9 protein-coding genes (1 of these 9 cut by a window edge) are annotated in these 17877 nt (G+C 68.1%); 1 reads left to right on the plus strand and 8 read right to left on the minus strand.

The window, feature by feature from the left end:
* The 7 genes from HGB39_RS14525 to HGB39_RS14555 all read right to left on the minus strand — a co-directional run.
* A protein-coding gene (locus HGB39_RS14525; protein ID WP_064079817.1) for a non-ribosomal peptide synthetase crosses the window boundary here: on the minus strand, positions 1-7299 show its 5' end (the start). The gene continues 26454 nt to the left of window position 1, outside the view; the window shows 7299 of its 33753 coding nt (coding positions 1-7299); it begins with the start codon at positions 7297-7299; the stop codon falls past the left edge of the window.
* A 1327-nt stretch (positions 7300-8626) separates the two neighbouring features.
* A complete protein-coding gene (locus HGB39_RS14530; protein WP_054245392.1) occupies positions 8627-10570 on the minus strand; it encodes an acetoacetate--CoA ligase in 1944 nt (647 codons plus the stop codon).
* 48 nt (positions 10571-10618) lie between these two features.
* Entirely contained in the window at positions 10619-11464 is an 846-nt protein-coding gene (locus HGB39_RS14535) for an HpcH/HpaI aldolase/citrate lyase family protein (protein WP_005575198.1), read from the minus strand.
* Complete coding sequence (locus HGB39_RS14540; RefSeq protein WP_005575196.1) at positions 11461-11946, minus strand: MaoC family dehydratase; 486 nt, start codon at positions 11944-11946, stop codon at positions 11461-11463. Before HGB39_RS14540 ends, HGB39_RS14535 begins: the two co-directional genes overlap by 4 nt.
* Positions 11943-13103, minus strand: coding sequence for an acyl-CoA dehydrogenase family protein (locus HGB39_RS14545; protein ID WP_005253824.1), 1161 nt, complete (start codon positions 13101-13103; stop codon positions 11943-11945). Before HGB39_RS14545 ends, HGB39_RS14540 begins: the two co-directional genes overlap by 4 nt.
* Positions 13100-15118, minus strand: a complete 2019-nt coding sequence (locus HGB39_RS14550) for an acetyl/propionyl/methylcrotonyl-CoA carboxylase subunit alpha (protein ID WP_005575195.1) — start codon at positions 15116-15118, stop codon at positions 13100-13102. Before HGB39_RS14550 ends, HGB39_RS14545 begins: the two co-directional genes overlap by 4 nt.
* Before the next feature lie 14 nt (positions 15119-15132).
* The gene (locus HGB39_RS14555; RefSeq protein WP_005575193.1) at positions 15133-16722 is read right to left on the minus strand and encodes a carboxyl transferase domain-containing protein; all 1590 of its coding nucleotides are present in this window, start codon (positions 16720-16722) and stop codon (positions 15133-15135) included.
* Positions 16723-16837: 115 nt separating this feature from the next.
* On the opposite strand from HGB39_RS14555, the gene HGB39_RS14560 reads away from it, so the two are divergent.
* Entirely contained in the window at positions 16838-17443 is a 606-nt protein-coding gene (locus HGB39_RS14560; RefSeq protein WP_005253821.1) for an SACE_7040 family transcriptional regulator, read from the plus strand.
* Between the two features lie 107 nt (positions 17444-17550).
* Here the strand turns inward: HGB39_RS14560 and HGB39_RS14565 are convergent, their stop codons facing one another.
* Positions 17551-17820 (minus strand): GlsB/YeaQ/YmgE family stress response membrane protein, encoded by a 270-nt coding sequence (locus tag HGB39_RS14565; protein WP_005575191.1) that lies wholly within the window; start codon positions 17818-17820, stop codon positions 17551-17553.
* Between the last annotated feature and the right edge of the window lie 57 nt (positions 17821-17877).

Raw genomic sequence — 17877 nt, forward strand, 5'->3', positions numbered from 1 at the left:
CTCGAGGTCCGGGTGCTTGACCAGCGCCGCGTCGATCTCGCCGAGTTCGATCCGGAAACCACGGACCTTCACCTGGAAGTCGCTGCGGCCCACGTACTCCACGCCGTAACCGGCGCGGTGCCCGTGGTCGACGACGAACCGGACGATGTCGCCCGTGCGGTACATCCGGCTGCCGTTCTCGCCGAACGGGTTCGCGACGAATCGTTCGGCAGTGAGGCCGAGTCGGTCGTGGTAACCGCGAGCGAGACCGGGGCCCGCAATGTACAACTCCCCTGCCACGCCGACGGGTACCGGGCGCAGCAGTTCGTCGAGAACGTAGACGGTGACACCGCAGACGGGACCGCCGATCTCGATCCGGCTCCCGGGCACCAGCAGGTTGCTGACGTTGCTCATGACGGTGGCCTCGGTGGGTCCGTAACCGTTGTACATCCGGCGCCCCGGCGCCCAGCGTTCCACCAGTTCCGGCGGGCACGCCTCGCCGCCGACCACGACGACCTCGAGCCGGTCGAGTCCGGCCGGCTCCACCGACGCGAGCGCGGCGGGTGTGACGAAGGCGTGGGTGATTTCGTTGTCCGCGAGGAAGTTTCGGAGTTCCTCACCGCCGTACAGGTCGGCGGGGGCAACGACCATCGTCGCGCCGTAACCGAAGGCGAGCAGCAGCTCGAGGACGGACGCGTCGAAGCTCGGGGACGCGAAGTGCAGGGTCCGTGCCGACGGGCTCACCCCGTAATGGGTGCGCTGCTCGGCGGAGAAGTTGGCCAGCCCGGTGTGAGTGACGACGACACCCTTGGGCAGACCGGTGGTACCGGACGTGTAGATCATGTACGCCGGGTGGTCGAGCCGTACCGGCGCGGTCCGCTCGGAATCCGTCACCGGCTCCGCCGACTTCGGGGCGCACAGCGCGTCGCACTCGGACGAGTCCAGGGCGAGCCATTCGACGCCCGAGGGAAGGGTGTCCCGCTGAGCGGCCACGGTCAGGCCGAGGATCGCGCCGGAGTCGGCGACCATGTGTGCGATGCGCTCGGACGGGTAGCGGGGGTCGACGGGCACGAAGGTGCCGCCGGCCTTGGCCACTGCCCACGTTCCGATCACCGAGTGCAGCGAGCGCGTCATCCCGAGCGCCACAGACGTTTCCGGCCCCACACCGCGATCGACGAGAACCCGGGCCAGTTGGCTCGAGCGCGCGTCGAGTTCCGCGTAGGTGAGCGATTCGCCATCCGCGACGAGAGCCGTGCGCTCGCCGTTCTCCGCCGCGGTCGCGGCGAGGATCTCCGGCAGCGACAGCGGTGCGACGGCATCGGTGCCGTGCGCCGCCAGCAGGGACGCACGCTCGCCGGGAGCGAGGATGTCGATGTCCGCGACGAGCGTGTCGACGTCCCCGGACAGCGCACCGAGCACGCGGACGACCCGCTCCATGATCTCCTCGACCTCGGCGGCCTCGAAGATCTCGGGAAGGAACTTGGCCGTGAGGTGCAGCCGCGGGTCGGTCATCGCGACGATCGCCAGCGGGTAGTGGGTGGCGTCGTTGGACGTCACGTCGAGAACGCGGAGACCCTCGATGTCGCTGCTCTTCGTGAGCGCCTCACGGTCGAGCGGGTAGGACTCGTAGACCATCAGCGTGTCGAACAGCGCGCCGAGGCCGAGTCCCTGCTGGATGTCGGTGAGCCCGACGTGATGGTGATCGAGCAACTCGGTCTGCTCGTGCTGGATGCGGTCGAGCAGGGTGCGGACGGCGTCGCCGGCCCGGACGCGCACCCGCACCGGCAGGGTGTTGATGAAGAGCCCGAGCATGGACTCGATGCCGGGCACCTGCGGCGGACGACCCGAGACGGTGGTGCCGAACACCACGTCGTCCCGTCCGGTCAGCCTGCCCAGCACGATTCCCCACGCGGCCTGGACGAGGGTGTTCATGGTGACGCCGAGTTCGCGCGAGCGCGCGGTCATGTCGGCGAGCAGGTCGTCCGGCAGGTCGATCACCAGCTCACCGGGGGTGAGCGTCGGGGCGGTCTCCGCGTGCGCGGGTGCGAGGAGGGTGGGCTCCTCGATGCCGCTCAGGGCCTTCGCCCATGCGGCCACGGGCACCTGCGGGTCCTGCGCGGACAGCCACTCGAGGTAGCTGCGGTACGGACGCGGCTGCGGCAGTGCCAGCGCGTCGCCGTCCACCGCGTACAGGGTCAGCAGATCCTGGATGAGGATCGGCAGCGACCAGCCGTCGAGGAGGATGTGGTGGTTGGTGACAGCGAACCGGTAGCGGTCCTCGCCCGTCTCGACCAGCAGGAATCGCACGAGAGGCGGTGCGGTCATGTCGAACCGGTCGGTCCGGTTCGCGAGCATCAGCGCCTCGAGTTCCGCAGCACGGTCGGACTCGGACTCGGACGCGGCCGAGAGGTCGACGTGCGTCCACGGCACGTCCACCCGGTCGACGACCACCTGCATGCCGGTGCCGTCGTCGCCCGCGACGAACGCGGTGCGCAGGTTGGGGTGCCTCGCGACGAGCGACTCCGCGGCGCGGCGGAGGCGGTCGGTGTCGACGGATCCGCCCAGGTCCATCACGAGCTGGGTGGTGTACACGTCGGTGGCGGTACCGGCCAGCGACGCGTGGAACAGCAAGCCTACCTGCAGCGGGGCCAGCGACCAGACGTCGGCGAGCGCGGGGTAGTCGCTCTCGAGGGTGTCGATCCGGCTCTGACTCAGGGAAACGAGGTCGAGGTCCGACGGCGTCCGGCCACCGGCTCCGGGCCGCCTCGTGTGTTCGACGAGCCCTTCGAGCGCGCGGGTCCACAGGCCGGTGAGCTCGCCGACCTCGGAGTCGGTGAGAACACCTTGGGGGAAGTCGACGGTGGCCGAAAGCCGCTGTTCTCCTTCGACATCCACGATCATCGCGTTGATGTCGAGGGCGAAGTGCACCGGCATCTCGCTGTTGCGGGTACCGGTCAGCTCCATCGTGTCGGTGTCGGGCACCCAGCCCGCCGCCCGGAACGCGTCGGGGATCTCGCCCACCGACACCCGACCGAGGTAGTTGAAACTGATCTGCGGGCTCGGCAACGCCGCGAGAACCGCGCGGGTCTCGGCGTTGAGGAATCGCAGCATTCCGTAGCCGATGCCGTGCTCGGGTACCCGTGCGAGTTGTTCCTTCACCGATTTGACGGCCTGACCTGCGGCCGCACCGCCGGCGAGGGCGTCGCGCACGTCGACGCCGGGGGCCGACAACCGGACCGGGAACATGCTGGTGAACCAGCCGACCGTACGGGAGAGATCGGCGCCGGGCAGCACCGTCTCCTCGCGGCCGTGACCTTCGAGGTGCACGAGGGTCGAGGTCTCGGTGACGCCGCGTTCCGCGCGCCATGCCGCGACGGCCAGGGCGAGGGCGGTGAGGAGACCGTCGTTGACACCGCCGTGGAACGCGCGCGGCACGTCGGTCAGCAGACCGTCGGTGACGTCGGCCGGGACCTCGAGGCGGACCCGGCCGGTGGTCGAGACCGTATCGCGGCCGTCGAGGGCCCGCGAACCGATCAGCGGGTCCGCACCGTCGAGGGTGGTGCGCCAGTAGTCGAGTTCGGCCACGCGGCGGGCGCTCCGGGCGTTGTCGGCGAGGCCGTGCGCCCAGCGGCGGACCGAGGTGCCGACCGCCGGGAGCAGCGGGTCCGCCCCGGCGGCGATCTGCGCCCACGCGGACGCGAAGTCGGGCACCAGCACTCGCCAGGACACCCCGTCCACGGCGAGATGGTGGATCACGACGAGCAGTCGTCCCGACTGCGGGGTGCTCTCACCCTCCCCGCTGTCGCCGTCCTCGCCGTCCCGCGGTGCGAGATCTCCGGAGTCCTCAGCGGGCGCGAACCAGACGAAACGCACCACGCTGCCGGTCGCCGGGTCCAACGTGTCCACCGTGCGCTCGAGGGCGTGCGCGGCAAGCGCCTCGAACGAGTCGGTGCCGGGTCCCTCGCTGAACTCGACGCGATCGACGAGCCGGTCGACGTCGACGGAGCCGATCGGTGCGACCTCCAGCGACCATCCGGCCGGAGAGTCGGTGCGGCGCAGCGACGAACGCAGAGCGTCGTGGCGATCGACGACGGCCGCCAGCGTGCGCACCAGGCGGTCGCGGTCCACCTTCGGCGGCAGTGCCAGGAGGATGGACTGCGAGAAGCGGTGGAAGTCGCCGCCCAGCTCCGTCATCCAGTGCACGACCGGTGTCAGCGGCATCGTGCCGATACCGGCGCCCGGCAGTTCCTCGAGGACGTGCACCGTCGCCGATTCGGATGCCGACTTCGCGACCTCGGCGAGTGAGGCCACGGTCTTGCGCTCGAAGACGTCGCGGGCCGTGAACAGGACACCGGCTTCCTTCGCGCGGGACACCAGCTGGATCGAGACGATGCTGTCGCCGCCGAGCGCGAAGAACGAGTCGCCGACACTGACCCGTGGCAGACCGAGAACCTCGGCGAACAGTCCTGCGATCGACTCCTCCATGGTGCTGCGAGGGGCCACGTACTCACTGGACTCCGCCGCGAACGTGGGTTCGGGCAGGGCCTTCCGGTCGAGCTTGCCGCTCGCGCCGACCGGCATCTCGGCGATCACCACGACGGCGTCGGGAACCATGTACGAGGGCACCGCACGGCCGACGTGGACCGTCAGATCCTCGACGTCCAGCGCCGAATCGGGTTCGGGGACGACGTAACCGACGAGCCGCTGCCCCAGGGAGCTGTCGTGGACGACCGCAACGGACTGCGCCACATGGGGATACGAGGACATCGCGGCCTCGATCTCGCCCAGTTCGATGCGCAGGCCGCGCACCTTCACCTGGAAGTCGGTGCGACCGAGGTACTCGATGCTGCCGTCGACGCGCCACTTGACGAGGTCGCCGGTGCGGTACAGGCGGGTTCCCGCGGCGCCGAAGGGATTGGCCACGAAGCGTTCTGCCGTGAGCTCCGGCCGGCCCTCGTAGCCGCGCGCGACCTGGGCTCCCGCGAGATAGAGCTCTCCCGCGGATCCGATGGGAGCGGGCCGGAGGTGGCCGTCGAGCACGTACGCCTCGGTGTTCCACACCGGGGTGCCGATCGGAATCGTGTGGAGGGTCTCCCGCTCCACCTCTCCCGCGGTGGCGTGCACGGTGAACTCGGTGGGGCCGTAGAGATTGTGCAACCCGGCGTCGGACTTCGCGCGGAACGCTGCGGCGACGGCAGGCGGAAACGCCTCTCCCGCAACGAGAACGACGCGCAGGCTGACGAGTTGTTCGCGGTCGGCCTCGGCGACGAACACCGACAGCATCGACGGGACGAACGACGTCGCGGTGACCTTCTCGCGCGCGATCACGTCGGCGAGGTAGGCGGGATCGCGATGCCCCTCGGGCGCGGCGATCACCAGGCGCGACCCGGAAGCGAGTGCGGCGAACAGTTCCCACACCGACACGTCGAACGTCGTCGGGGTCTTCTGCAGCACGACATCGTCCGCATCGAGCGCGTAGCGCGACGCGATCCACCTGACCTGGTTCAGGACCGAAGCGTGACTCACCGCCACACCCTTCGGACGTCCGGTGGACCCGGACGTGTAGATGACGTAGGCCGGGTTGGCCGGACGCAGATCGGCGAGCCGTTCGTCGTCGCGGATCGGGCCCGCCGGGACGCCGCGCAGATCCAGGGCGTCGATCTCCACGACGTCCTGATCGGCAGGGAAGGCGAGGTGGTCCCGCGTGACCGTGAGGATGCACAGCGGGCGGGCGCTCTCGAGCACGTACGCCGTGCGCTCGGCGGGGTGGTCGGGGTCGAGGGGCACGTATGCGCCGCCCGCCTTGACGACGGCGTACATCGCGACCATGGAGTCGAGCGAGCGGCGGATCGCGAGCGCGACCTTCGTCTCCGGACCCACTCCCCTGCCGATCAGCGTCCGGGCGAGACGGTTCACCCGCGCGTCGAACTCGGCGTACGTGAGCTCCTCGCCGTCGAAGACGAGTGCCGTCGCGTCGGGCGTGCGCGCGACCTGGGCGTCGAACAGGTCGACGACGGTCCCCGCCGGCGGCGACACGACATCACCGTTCCACCCGGTCACGACCTGTCCGCGTTCCTCGTCGCTCATCGCGGCCAGATCCGACACCGAAGCATCGTCGCCGGCTCCGAGGAAGCGCTCGAAGAAGTCGAAGAAGCGGCTGTGGTGACGGTCCAGCTCGTCCGCCGAGTACAGGTTGGGGTTGGCCTCGAAGTCGATGTGGATCTTGCTGCCCGCCACACCCTGGTAGATGTTCAGCGAGAGATCTTCAACCGGTCCGGTGGTGAGGACGTTCTGGTGTCCGGTGACCGTCCCCAGCTTGATCTCGCTGTGGAACATCATGATGTTGATCGAGGGACCGAAGAAGCCACGCTGCCCCTGGGGCGCTCCGGCGTCCCGGCGGATGTCCTCGTGCCGGTACCGCTGGCGGCGCAGGGCGCCGGTGAGCTCGATCTGGACGCTCTTGACCAGCTCGGGGACGGTCATCTCCGGGGTGATCTGGAGTCGGAGCGGAACGATGTTCGACACCATTCCGCCGGAGCGGCGCAACGTGGCGGTGGTGCGCGCCGAGACCGGGAGGCTGAGGACGACGTCCGTGCGGTCGGTCATGTGGGCCAGGTACGCGGCGAATGCGGCCACCACGATGGGCGCGGAGCTGGCGTTGCTGCCGCCGAGAGCCTCGTCGAGAAGGGTGGCGGTGGACTCGGGCAGTGCCTCGGAGGAGAGCCGCGCGAACTTGCCCACCATGGCCGCACGACCGGCGAGGCTCGGGGCCTCGGGCAGGTGCGCGGTGCGTTCGGCCCAGTATTCGCGATCCTTCGCGAACCGCTCGGAGTTGCGGTACCGCTGCTCGTCCTCGACGATCCGGACCAGGTCCTCCGCGCGGCAGGCCGGCGGCTCGGTGCCCTCGACCAGGGCGGTGTAGATCTCGGCGATGCGTGCGATCAGCGCCATCGCGCCGAAGCCGTCGAGCGCGATGTGATGGATGCGGCAGAACCAGAAGTAGTGATTCTCCCCGACGTGGAGCAGGTAGACCACGACGAGGCGGTCCTCGAGGAGGTCGACGGGGGCGCTGTAGTTGGCCCGCATCCACTTCTCGGCGGCGTCGACGGAATCGTTCTCGGCGCGGAGGTCGACATAGGTGATGGCGTCGTCGAGGGACTTGTCGACGTACTGGTAGGGCATCCCCTCGATCTCGACGAGGCGGAGGAAGCCGGAACCGAACTCCCGGCCGGTACGGACCGTGGCCTCGGTCAGCAGATCGAGGTCGATGTCACCGCGAAGCTCGATGTACTGGGCGATGGTGAGAGGAACGTCGCCCATCGCGTGTTGCGCGAACCAGATGCCTCGCTGCGCAGCTGACAGCGGAAACGCCCCTTCCGGAGCACCGCTACTACCCGCTGCTTGTCCCGACCCCAAGGGTTACTCCGTTCTCGAACGCGTGGCGACTGCCGCCTGTGTCTTTGGTGATTCGTAGCTCTCGGTCCCACGGACTTCGCCGTGGGCCGGTTCTCCGATGAACGCCATCACATGAACAGGCCTTGCCGGTTCGAAGCATCTCGCGTAGCGGGGACGTGCCGGGCATGGGACGCCCTGCGCTGATCGAAGAGTTCCACCACACTCGGAGTCGATGTCAGACGATCGTCCGAAACCCGATTGCCTGCGACGCTGAACACTCCAAGGCCCTTACATCCCGAACTACTTACGGTGAGCGGGTTCATACGTGGCTCCGTTCTCTCATCGATCCAACAAGCGGCCACCCAATCGGTGCTCGTCATCCTCCGAGTCGAGAGCCGAGTCTACGGCGCTGGTGGAGCAGCGAAACTTCGTCGCGCTCATCGCTTCGGCCTCCTCTCCCTCGGTGGTGACGATTTCGGTTCGTACGGTTCTGCGGTTGCGCCGGGAATTACATCGGTGTCGGATCCACTGCCGTTACCGGCGCCGGTGTGACGTACCCAACCCTCGATACTTCCAGAATCAGGCCTGAATTCGATCTTCGACGCGCACATATTCAACAGGCCGAACCACATTCCAGACACTGTGTACAACCAGAACGTGGATACCGTACCGAGAGTCGGAATTTCACTAGGTGTACAACTGTCGTATCCAGTTTCATGTTCCGCCTCCCGACTGTTATCCGTGCACGGTGCAATCGATCTGGTGACCGACCGCGGCGTTGAACACTTACTGCCCCCCCGTGACCGCAGTTTTTGCCAACCACCGTGTCTACCAAAGCCCCGCGCAGGTCTCAAAACGAAGAACACCCGGAGTTGCGCACAGGGAATAATCGACCAGGTCCGTCGCCGAGCCGCATCGAACGAAAACTTGGACGTTCAGGTGAGCACCCGGGCGCCGTCAGATCGCCCGCTGACCTGCCACGAGGACAACGAAGACGTCTCCGCCGAAGAGATGCACATCGACGGCGACACGGCGACATCCCAGCATCTGGAACGTCCTCCCGCTGCGCGACACTGCCGATGTCCGATTAGTCGCGATCGCCGCGGCGCGACCGGCCGCAGGCAGACGGGAGATTTCTCACATTCGCCGATTGCGCGGACGTCGGACCGCAGACCTCTACCAACAAGTAACCAAAGTAAGACTAACCTTCCCGTTGTCACCCCAACGACACTGACATCAACGGACTCGCCGCTCAGCGTCCGTGCCGCGCGAACCAGTCGAGCAGGTCGGGGTCGTCCACGGCGCTGCGGTCCACCGTGCGGTCCGCGTCCGCACCCTGGAATATGCGCTTGAGAGGCACCTCGAGTTTCTTGCCGGTCCGGGTGTGCGGGATGCCGGGGGCCTCGATGATGTCGTCGGGCACGTGCCGGGGAGAGGCCTGCTCACGAATCGCTCCGCGGATACGCTGCTTCAGCGCGTCGTCGAGTTCCGTCCCCTCCGACAGGACCACGAACAGTGGCATCCAGTATCCCCCGTCCGCCAGATCCACACCGACGACAAGCGCCTCCGCGACCTCCGGGAGCTTTTCCACCACCTGGTAGATGTCGGCGCTACCCATCCGAATTCCATTGCGGTTCAATGTGGAATCGGACCTTCCATGCATCAGGACGGTCCCGCGATCGGTGATCGTGATCCAGTCGCCGTGCCGCCACACTCCGGGAAACACATCGAAATATGCTTCACGGTAACGCTTTCCGTCCGGATCGTTCCAGAACGACACCGGCATGGACGGCATCGGCGCCGTCACGACCAGTTCACCCACCTCGCCTCGCACCGGCTGCCCCGACTCGTCGAACGCGTCGACGGCGACGCCCAGACACGGGGCGGACAGCTCCCCCGGCCAAACCGGCACACTCCGCGCTCCCCCGACGAACGCCGACACCACGTCGGTCCCACCGGTGATCGACATAACAGGAACGCGGCGACCGACGTTCTCGGACAACCACAGTGACGACGCCGCCGGCAGCGTGGACCCGGTCACCCCCACCGCGCGGAGCGTGCTCAGGTCGTGCTCGCGTACAGGGACCACCCCCGCCTTGTCGCACGCGAGAACATAGCCGGGGCTGGTGCCGACCACGGTCACACCCAGACGTGACACCAAGGCCCACAACGCATCCGGCGTCGGATAGGACGGACTCCCGTCGTAACAGACGATGGTGGCCCCCACCAGCAGTCCCGCCGTCTGGAAGTTCCACATCATCCAACTGGGACTGGTGTACCAGAAGAGGGTGTCGTCGCGGCCGATGTCGAGTTGGAGCGCGAGCGACTTCACGTGTTCGAGGAGAACGCCACCGTGACCGTGCACGATGCCCTTCGGCAGGCCCGTGGTTCCCGAGGAGAACACCACCCACAACGGATGGTCGAACGGGACGGCGACGGGCTCGAGTGCGGCGTCCCGGCCGGTGGCCTCCGCCCAGGTGAGAGTGCCGTCGACGACGGCGTCCGGATCGAGGTGCGGCACGACCACCGTGAGAGCCGGCGACGACAATCCGCTGCGCAGGTCGGCCGACGCCGCGAGCCGATCGTGTTCCTTGCCCCCGAACCGGTAGCCGTCCGCGGTGATCAGCGCTTTCGGTTCCAGTTGACCCAGTCGATCGAGCGCGGCCGGCGCGGAGTAGTCCTGTCCGCACGCGGCCCATACGGCACCGAGCGACGCCGTCGCGAGGAACGCGACGACGGCCTCGGGAATGTTGGGGAGATAGCCGACGACCCGGTCACCGACCCCGACTCCGTGCTCGCGGAGAGTCGCGGCAAGGCCCGCCACCGCGGACCGCAACTCGTCCCACCCGACGGAGATGTCGGTAGCGCCCTCACCCGCGTACAGGATCGCCGGTGTTCCGGGGCGGGCGTTCCGGAAGACGTGGTCGACGTAGTTGAGCGTCGCCCCGGGGAACCAGACGGCGCCCGGCATCGCACCGTCCGCGAGGGCCGGTCCGGGGTCGGTGGCGGACCGGATCTCGAAGTAGTCCCACACGTCCTGCCAGAACGCCGCCGGATCGGCGACCGACCAGCGCCACAACGCCCGGTAGTCGTCGACCCGGGCGCCGTGACGCCGGGCGACGAACCGGGCGAAGTCGGTGACGACCGCGTCGCGCACGTCGGACTCGGTGGGCACCCATTGCGGATCGGCAGTCATGGGCACCATCTTCCCCGAGAGCGCGGCCGTTCCGCGCTCTTTCGCCGCCTACCGAGGGGACTCGGACGTGCTTGTCCCCTTCGACTCGACCTGGGAGCGGCGCAGAATCGCCTCGGCGTGACGCAGGACCGGTGCGTCCACCATCTTTCCCTCGAACGCGAAGACTCCTCGCTCGTCGGCGACAGCGGCGAGAACCCGCGTCGCCCAGTCGACGTCCTCGTCGGACGGCGCGTACGCCTCCCGGATCACCGCGACCTGGCTGGGGTGGATGCCCACCTTGATGTCGAATCCGACGGCGACGGCGTCGACTGCTTCGGTGCGCAACCCGTCGAGGTCCTTGATGTCGAGATAGACGGAATCCAGGGCGAGCCGGTGATACGCCTTGGCGGCCAGCAGTGTCGACGACCGCACGTGGGTGGCGACGTCACGGTAGCTGCCGTCCTCGCGGCGACTGGAGTTGCCGCCCATCGCCGCCACGAGATCCTCGGCGCCCCACATCACGCCGATCGTGCTCGCCGCCAGCGCGATCTCGCTCACCGCGAGCGCACCGAGCGGCGACTCGACGAGGGCGATCACCTCACGCGGCGCCAGCGACAGCACCTGGTCGGCGGACTCGCACTTGGCCAGCATCAGCCTCGTGTAGCGGGTGCCGTCGAGTGCCAGCAGATCGCGCTCGTGGTCCTCGGTCCCGACCGGATTGACCCGCACCACCGTGCGATCCGGATCCAGCGGGGTGTCGATCAGGGCGACCCGCGCCGCTTCCTTGTCCGCGGGCGCCACCCCGTCCTCGAGGTCGAGGATCACGACGTCGGCTGCTGCAGCCGCCTTCGCATACCGTTCGGGCCGGTCGGCCGGGCAGAACAGCCAGGCGGGCCCGGGCAGTTCCCAGCTCATGACGGCTTCTTCTGGACGAGGGTCTTGCGGACCGCGATCGCCACCACGTCGCCGTTCTGGTTGCGGCCGGTGTGCTCGAGGGTGACGATGCCCTCGCCGGGCCTGCTCTTCGACTCGCGCTTGTCCACGATCTTCGTCTCCGCGTACAGCGTGTCGCCGTGGAACAACGGCTTCGGGAAACTGATCTCCGAGAACCCCAGGTTCGCGACGATGGTCCCCTGCGTCAGTTGCGCCACCGACAACCCGACCAGCGTCGAGAGGGTGAACATCGAGTTGACGAGGCGCTCACCGAACTGGGTGTTCTCGCTGTACGCGGCGTCCAGGTGCAGTGCCTGGGTGTTCATCGTCTGCGTCGTGAAGAAGACGTTGTCGGCCTCGGTGACGGTCCGGCCGGGCCGGTGCTCGTACACCGCTCCCAGCTCGAACTCCTCGAACCACAGGCCCCGCTGAACGATTCGCTTCGGCTCGGTCGTGGCGGTCACAGGCCTGCCTCCCGCGCGATCAGCATCAGCTGCACCTCGGTGGTGCCCTCGCCGATCTCCAGGATCTTGCTGTCCCGGTAGTGCCGGGCCACGGTGTACTCGTTCATGAATCCGTAGCCGCCGTGGATCTGAGTGGCGTCGCGGGCGTTGTCCATCGCGGCCTCGGAGGCGACGAGCTTGGCGATGGCGGCCTGCTTCTTGAACGGCTTGCCGGACAACATCCGGGCGGCGGCGTCGTAGTACGCCGTGCGCGCGGTGTGAGCGCGCGCCTCCATGCGGGCGATCTTGAACGCGATGGCCTGGTTGTGTCCGATGGGCCGTCCGAACGCCTCCCGTTCCTTGGCGTACTTGACCGACTCGTCGACGCATCCCTGGGCGGCGCCGACGCTGAGCGCGGCGATGGCGATGCGTCCCTCGTCGAGGATCCGCAGGAAGTTCGCGTACCCGCGGCCACGCTCGCCGAGCAGATTCTCCTCGGGAACGCGCACGTCCGAGAACGTGAGCGGGTGGGTGTCGGAGGCGTTCCAGCCGACCTTGTTGTACGCCGGCTCGGCAGTGAAGCCCGGCGTCGACGTCGGCACGAGGATGGTGGAGATCTCCTTCTTGCCGTCCTTCGTGCCGGTCACCGCGGTGACGGTGACGAGCTTGGTGATGTCGGTGCCGGAGTTGGTGATGAACTGCTTGTTGCCGTTGATGATCCATTCGCCGCTGTCGAACTTCGCGGTGGTCTTCGTCCCGCCGGCATCGCTTCCGGCGCCCGGCTCGGTGAGCCCGAACGCGGCCAGGCTCTTGCCGCTCGTCAGCTGCGGCAGCCACTCCTGCTTCTGCTCCTCGTTGCCGAACCGGTAGATCGGCATCGCACCCAGCGACACACCGGCTTCCAGGGTGATCGCGACACTCTGGTCGACCTTGCCCAGTTCTTCGAGTGCCAGGCAGAGGGCGAAGTAGTCGCCGCCCATTCCGCCGTACTCCTCGGGGAACGGCAGGCCGAACAGGCCCATGTCGGCCATCCCCGACACCACCTCGTACGGGAACGTGTGGTTGGCGTCGTGTTCCGCCGCGACCGGTGCCACCACGTTCTTGGCGAAATCTGCGACGGTCTTCGCCAACTGCTGGTACTCGTCGGGAAGCTGGCCGGTGGCAAGGAATTCGGTCATGACGCATCTTCTTTCGTGTCGGTGGTGTCGGTGGTGTCGGTGTCCGGGGTGACTCGTGCGAGCAGCTGGTCGACCATCACCTGGTCACCGGGTGCGACGAGGATGTCGACGACGCCGTCGACGGGGGCGGTGAGCGAGTGCTCCATCTTCATCGCCTCGACCACGACGAGCGTCTGGCCTGCGGTGACGTGGGCGCCCGCCTCGGCGCCGACGGCGATGACGGATCCGGGCATGGGGCTGGTGATCTCGGCCTCGCCGGCGTGGACGTCGCCGGTGCGGACACTGAGTTCACGGACCTCACGCAGCATCGTCGTGCCGTCGGAACCGGCGAGCCAGATGTGCCCGTCGGTCTGGGCGACCCGGTAGGTTTCGCGTCTGCCGTCGATCACCACGGAGAGCGTGGCTGCGTCGAGCGCCGCCGTCAGGGACAGGGTGTCGCCGTCCTCGACCTGTGCGGTGGCCTCGGCCGGACTGCCGGTGATCCGCACGTGGTCGGTGCGGGTGGCAGAGGACAACCGGATGCTGGTGGGTGCGGGAACCCCGACCCGCCAGCCGCTGGGAACGTCCCACGGATCGGCCTGTGCCCGCTCGGGCCAGCGCTGCAACCAGCGGAAAGCCGCAGCGGCGATCAGGGCGGCATCGGTGGCCTCCGCCGCGACGAAGTCCTCGAGCCGTCGGTCGAGCAGACCGGTGTCGAGGTTACCGGCCACCACGTCGGGATCGGCGAGCAGGAAGCGCGCGAACTCGATGTTGGTGACCACTCCCAGCACACCGGTGCCGGCCAGCGCCCGGTCCAGCTTCCGCAGCGCACCGGCGCGGTCGTCGGCGTGGGCGATGACCTTCGCCAGCATCGGGTCGTAATCGCTGCCGACCACCGTGCCGGGCTGCAGCCCGGAGTCGACCCGGACACCGGGGCCGGCGGGTTCGACGACGTCGGCCACGAGTCCACCGGTGGGGAGGAATCCGCGACTCGGATCCTCGGCGTAGACGCGGGCTTCGATGGCATGACCGGTGAGGGTGATGTCGTCCTGGGTGAAGCCGAGACGCTCACCGGCGGCCACTCGCACCTGCCACTCGACGAGGTCCAGGCCCGTCACGAGTTCGGTGACCGGGTGCTCGACCTGCAGCCGGGTGTTCATCTCCATGAAGAAGAACTCGTCGGGCTTGTCGGCGGAGACGATGAACTCGACCGTTCCCGCTCCCGAGTAGTCGACGCTGCGCGCCGTGTTACAGGCGGCCTCGCCGATCCGGGCGCGTGTCGCCTCGTCCAGCAGCGGCGACGGCGCCTCCTCGATGACCTTCTGATGGCGACGCTGCAGGCTGCATTCGCGCTCGCCGAGGTGGACGACGTTCCCGTGTCCGTCCGCGAGGATCTGCACCTCGATGTGCCGGGGCCGCAGCACGAATCGCTCGAGGAAGAGTGTGTCGTCGCCGAACGCCGACGCCGCTTCACGCCGCGCGCTGCGCAGTGCCTCGGCGAGTGCGCCCGGCTCCTCCACCAGACGCATGCCCTTGCCGCCGCCGCCTGCCGACGGCTTGACGAGGACGGGGTAGCCGATGTCGCCTGCGGCCGCGATCAGTTCGTCGTCGGACAGGCCGGGGCGGGCGATGCCGGGGACGACGGGCACGTCGAACTTCGCCACCGCGTTCTTGGCGGTGATCTTGTCGCCCATCACCTCGATGGCGTGAGCGGACGGACCGAGGAACGCGATCCCCGCGTCCGCGCAGGCCCCGGCGAACTTGGAGTTCTCCGACAGGAACCCGTAACCGGGATGGATCGCCTGCGCGCCGGTGGCCTGCGCAGCCGCGATCACCTTCTCGATGACGAGGTAACTCTCCCGCGCCGCGGCGGGACCGAGCAGCACCGCGGTGTCGGCCTCGCGGACGTGCCGCGCGTCGCGGTCCGCCTCGCTGAACACGGCGACGGAGCGGATTCCCATGGCCCGCAGTGTGCGGATCACGCGCACCGCGATCTCGCCGCGGTTGGCTACCAGGACGGTATCTATCCGAGTCATTTCAGTCATTCCACTCACATCCGGAAAACGCCGTAGGAGACCGGCTCGACCGGTGCGTTCGCACACACCGAGAGCGCCAGTCCGAGAACAGTTCTGGTATCGGCGGGGTCGATGATGCCGTCGTCCCACAGCCTGGCCGTCGAGTAGTACGGATTGCCCTGCGCCTCGTACTGCTCGCGGATCGGCGCCTTGAACGCTTCTTCGTCCTCTGCCGACCACGGGTTGCCCGCGCTGTCGAGTTGCTCGCTGCGCACCGTCGACAGCACCGACGCCGCCTGCTCTCCGCCCATCACGGAGATCCGGGCGTTCGGCCACATCCACAGGAACCGCGGCGAGTACGCCCGCCCGCACATCGAGTAGTTGCCCGCACCGTAGGAGCCGCCGATCACGACGGTCAGCTTGGGAACCCGGGCGCACGCCACCGCGGTCACCATCTTGGCGCCGTGCTTGGCGATGCCGCCCGCCTCGTAGTCGCGACCGACCATGAAACCGGCGATGTTCTGCAGGAACACCAGCGGAATCTTGCGCTTGTCGCACAGTTCGATGAAATGCGCGCCCTTCATCGCGGACTCGGCGAACAGCACGCCGTTGTTGGCGACGATGCCGACCGGGTGGCCCTCGATGTGCGCGAAACCGGTGACCAGGGTCTTGCCGTACTCCGCCTTGAACTCCTGGAACTCGGCGCCATCCACGATCCGGTCGATGACCTCGTGGACGTCGTACGGGGTGCGCGGGTCGGTGGGGACCACGTCGTAGAGGTCGGTCTGCGGCGCCGACGCGGGGACGGCGCTGATCACGTCCCACGGCCGCTCGGCACGCGGGCCGAGGGTCGCGACGATGTTCCGCACGATCCGCAGCGCGTCCTGGTCGTCCTCCGCGAGGTGGTCGGTGACGCCGGAGACCTTCGAGTGCAGGTCGCCGCCGCCGAGTTCCTCCGCTGTCACGACCTCACCGGTGGCAGCCTTCACCAGCGGCGGACCGCCCAGGAAGATGGTGCCCTGGTTGCGGACGATGACGGCCTCGTCGCTCATCGCGGGCACGTAGGCGCCGCCGGCGGTGCAGGAGCCGAGGACCGCCGCGATCTGCGGGATGCCCTGCGCGCTCATCGTGGCCTGGTTGTAGAAGATGCGGCCGAAGTGCTCGCGGTCCGGGAACACCTCGTCCTGCCTCGGCAGGAACGCGCCGCCGGAGTCGACGAGGTAGATGCACGGCAGCTGGTTCTGCAGCGCGATCTCCTGCGCCCGCAGGTGCTTCTTCACCGTCATCGGGTAGTAGGTGCCGCCCTTGACGGTCGCGTCGTTGGCGACGATCACGCATTCCCGGCCGGACACCCGGCCGATGCCGGCGATGACGCCCGCTCCGGGGCACTCGTCGTCGTACAGGCCGTTCGCCGCGAGCGGGGAGATCTCGAGGAACGGGCTGCCGGGGTCGAGCAGGGTGTCCACTCGGTCGCGGGGCAGGAGCTTGCCTCGGCCGACGTGCCGCTCGCGCGACTTCTCGCTGCCGCCGAGCGCGGCCACGGCCAGCCTCGACTTCAGCTCGTCCACCAATTTCGTGTGCTCTGCCCGGTAGCCCTCCCGTGCAGTGGTTCCGCTCAGTGCCATCCTGCCGCCTTCTCGTCTTGACGCGCGTGCCGAGTGAGTTAATACTCGATAACTGAATCTAAGATAACTGTGATTAACTGAGTTGTCCAGACCACATCCGAGAAAGAGCAAGGCGATGACCACAGACGTCGACGGCGCCGAAGCGCCGATCACGCGCCGGGAGCAGATGAAGGCGGATCGTCGCCGCCAACTGCTCGAGGCCGCCGCCCGCCTCATCGCCGAACGGGGCTTCCTCGGCGTCCGCCTCGAGGACCTCGGTTCCGCAGCGGGAATCAGCGGCCCCGCCGTGTACCGGCACTTCCCCAACAAGGACGCCGTGCTCGTCGAACTGCTCGTCGGGATCAGCACGCGACTGCTCGAGGGCGGGTCGCTCGTCGTCGCGGAGGCCGCCTCCCCGGAAGCGGCCCTGGAGGGTCTGATCGACTTCCACCTGGACTTCGCGCTCGGGGAACCCGACCTCATTCGCATCCAGGACCGAGACCTGGAGAGCCTGCCCGCCGAGGCCCGCCGGGAGGTCCGGCAGACGCAGCGGCGCTACGTGGAGATCTGGGTGAAGGTGCTTCTGCAAGTGGACACGTCACTGGACGAGACGGACGCCCGCACCAAGGCGCACGCCACGTTCGGGCTCATCAACTCGACCCCGCACAGCGCCGATCCCACCACCCCCTCGCGCACCCGGAAAGTGCTGCGCGACATGACGCTTCTCTGCCTGCGCCCGTGAGTACTTGTTAACCGCCCGCGGTTAACAAGTACTCACGGGCGGCGAAGCCGCAGAAGGGCCCCGCCCTGACCGGACGGGGCCCTCCTCGTGACGGTGCGATGTGCCGTCTACACCCTGTTCTTGCTCGTCATCGAGGTGTATCCGAGGGTCAGCACGGCCGCCACGGCGATGCTGATGACCCACCGGATCCAGTCGATGCCGCCGGTGTCTCCCTTGTCGAGGAGCCCCTCCCACACCCAGTACCCGATCAGCGCGCCGATGATGCCGAGCACGACGGTGATGACCCACCCCATCGCCTGCTTTCCCGGAATCACGAGACGCGCCAGAACGCCGATGACCGCACCGAAGATGATGGTGCCGATGATGTTGCCGACCATGGCCCTTGTCCTCTCAACACGCAATTCATGGTGCGAGCGGAAGGTCACCGCTCATCT

Origin of the sequence: Rhodococcus opacus (assembly GCF_012396235.1) — a bacterium.
GTDB classification, from domain to species: Bacteria; Actinomycetota; Actinomycetes; order Mycobacteriales; family Mycobacteriaceae; genus Rhodococcus_F; species Rhodococcus_F opacus.

Excerpts from the sequence above, each read along its gene's own strand:
- HGB39_RS14530 (WP_054245392.1), bottom strand. The coding sequence starts at position 10,570 with ATGACTGCCGATCCGCAATGGGTGCCCACCGAGTCCGACGTGCGCGAC.
- HGB39_RS14535 (WP_005575198.1), bottom strand. The coding sequence starts at position 11,464 with ATGAGCTGGGAACTGCCCGGGCCCGCCTGGCTGTTCTGCCCGGCCGAC.
- HGB39_RS14545 (WP_005253824.1), bottom strand. The coding sequence starts at position 13,103 with ATGACCGAATTCCTTGCCACCGGCCAGCTTCCCGACGAGTACCAGCAG.
- HGB39_RS14550 (WP_005575195.1), bottom strand. The coding sequence starts at position 15,118 with ATGACTCGGATAGATACCGTCCTGGTAGCCAACCGCGGCGAGATCGCG.
- HGB39_RS14555 (WP_005575193.1), bottom strand. The coding sequence starts at position 16,722 with ATGGCACTGAGCGGAACCACTGCACGGGAGGGCTACCGGGCAGAGCAC.
- HGB39_RS14560 (WP_005253821.1), top strand. The coding sequence starts at position 16,838 with ATGACCACAGACGTCGACGGCGCCGAAGCGCCGATCACGCGCCGGGAG.
- HGB39_RS14565 (WP_005575191.1), bottom strand. The coding sequence starts at position 17,820 with ATGGTCGGCAACATCATCGGCACCATCATCTTCGGTGCGGTCATCGGC.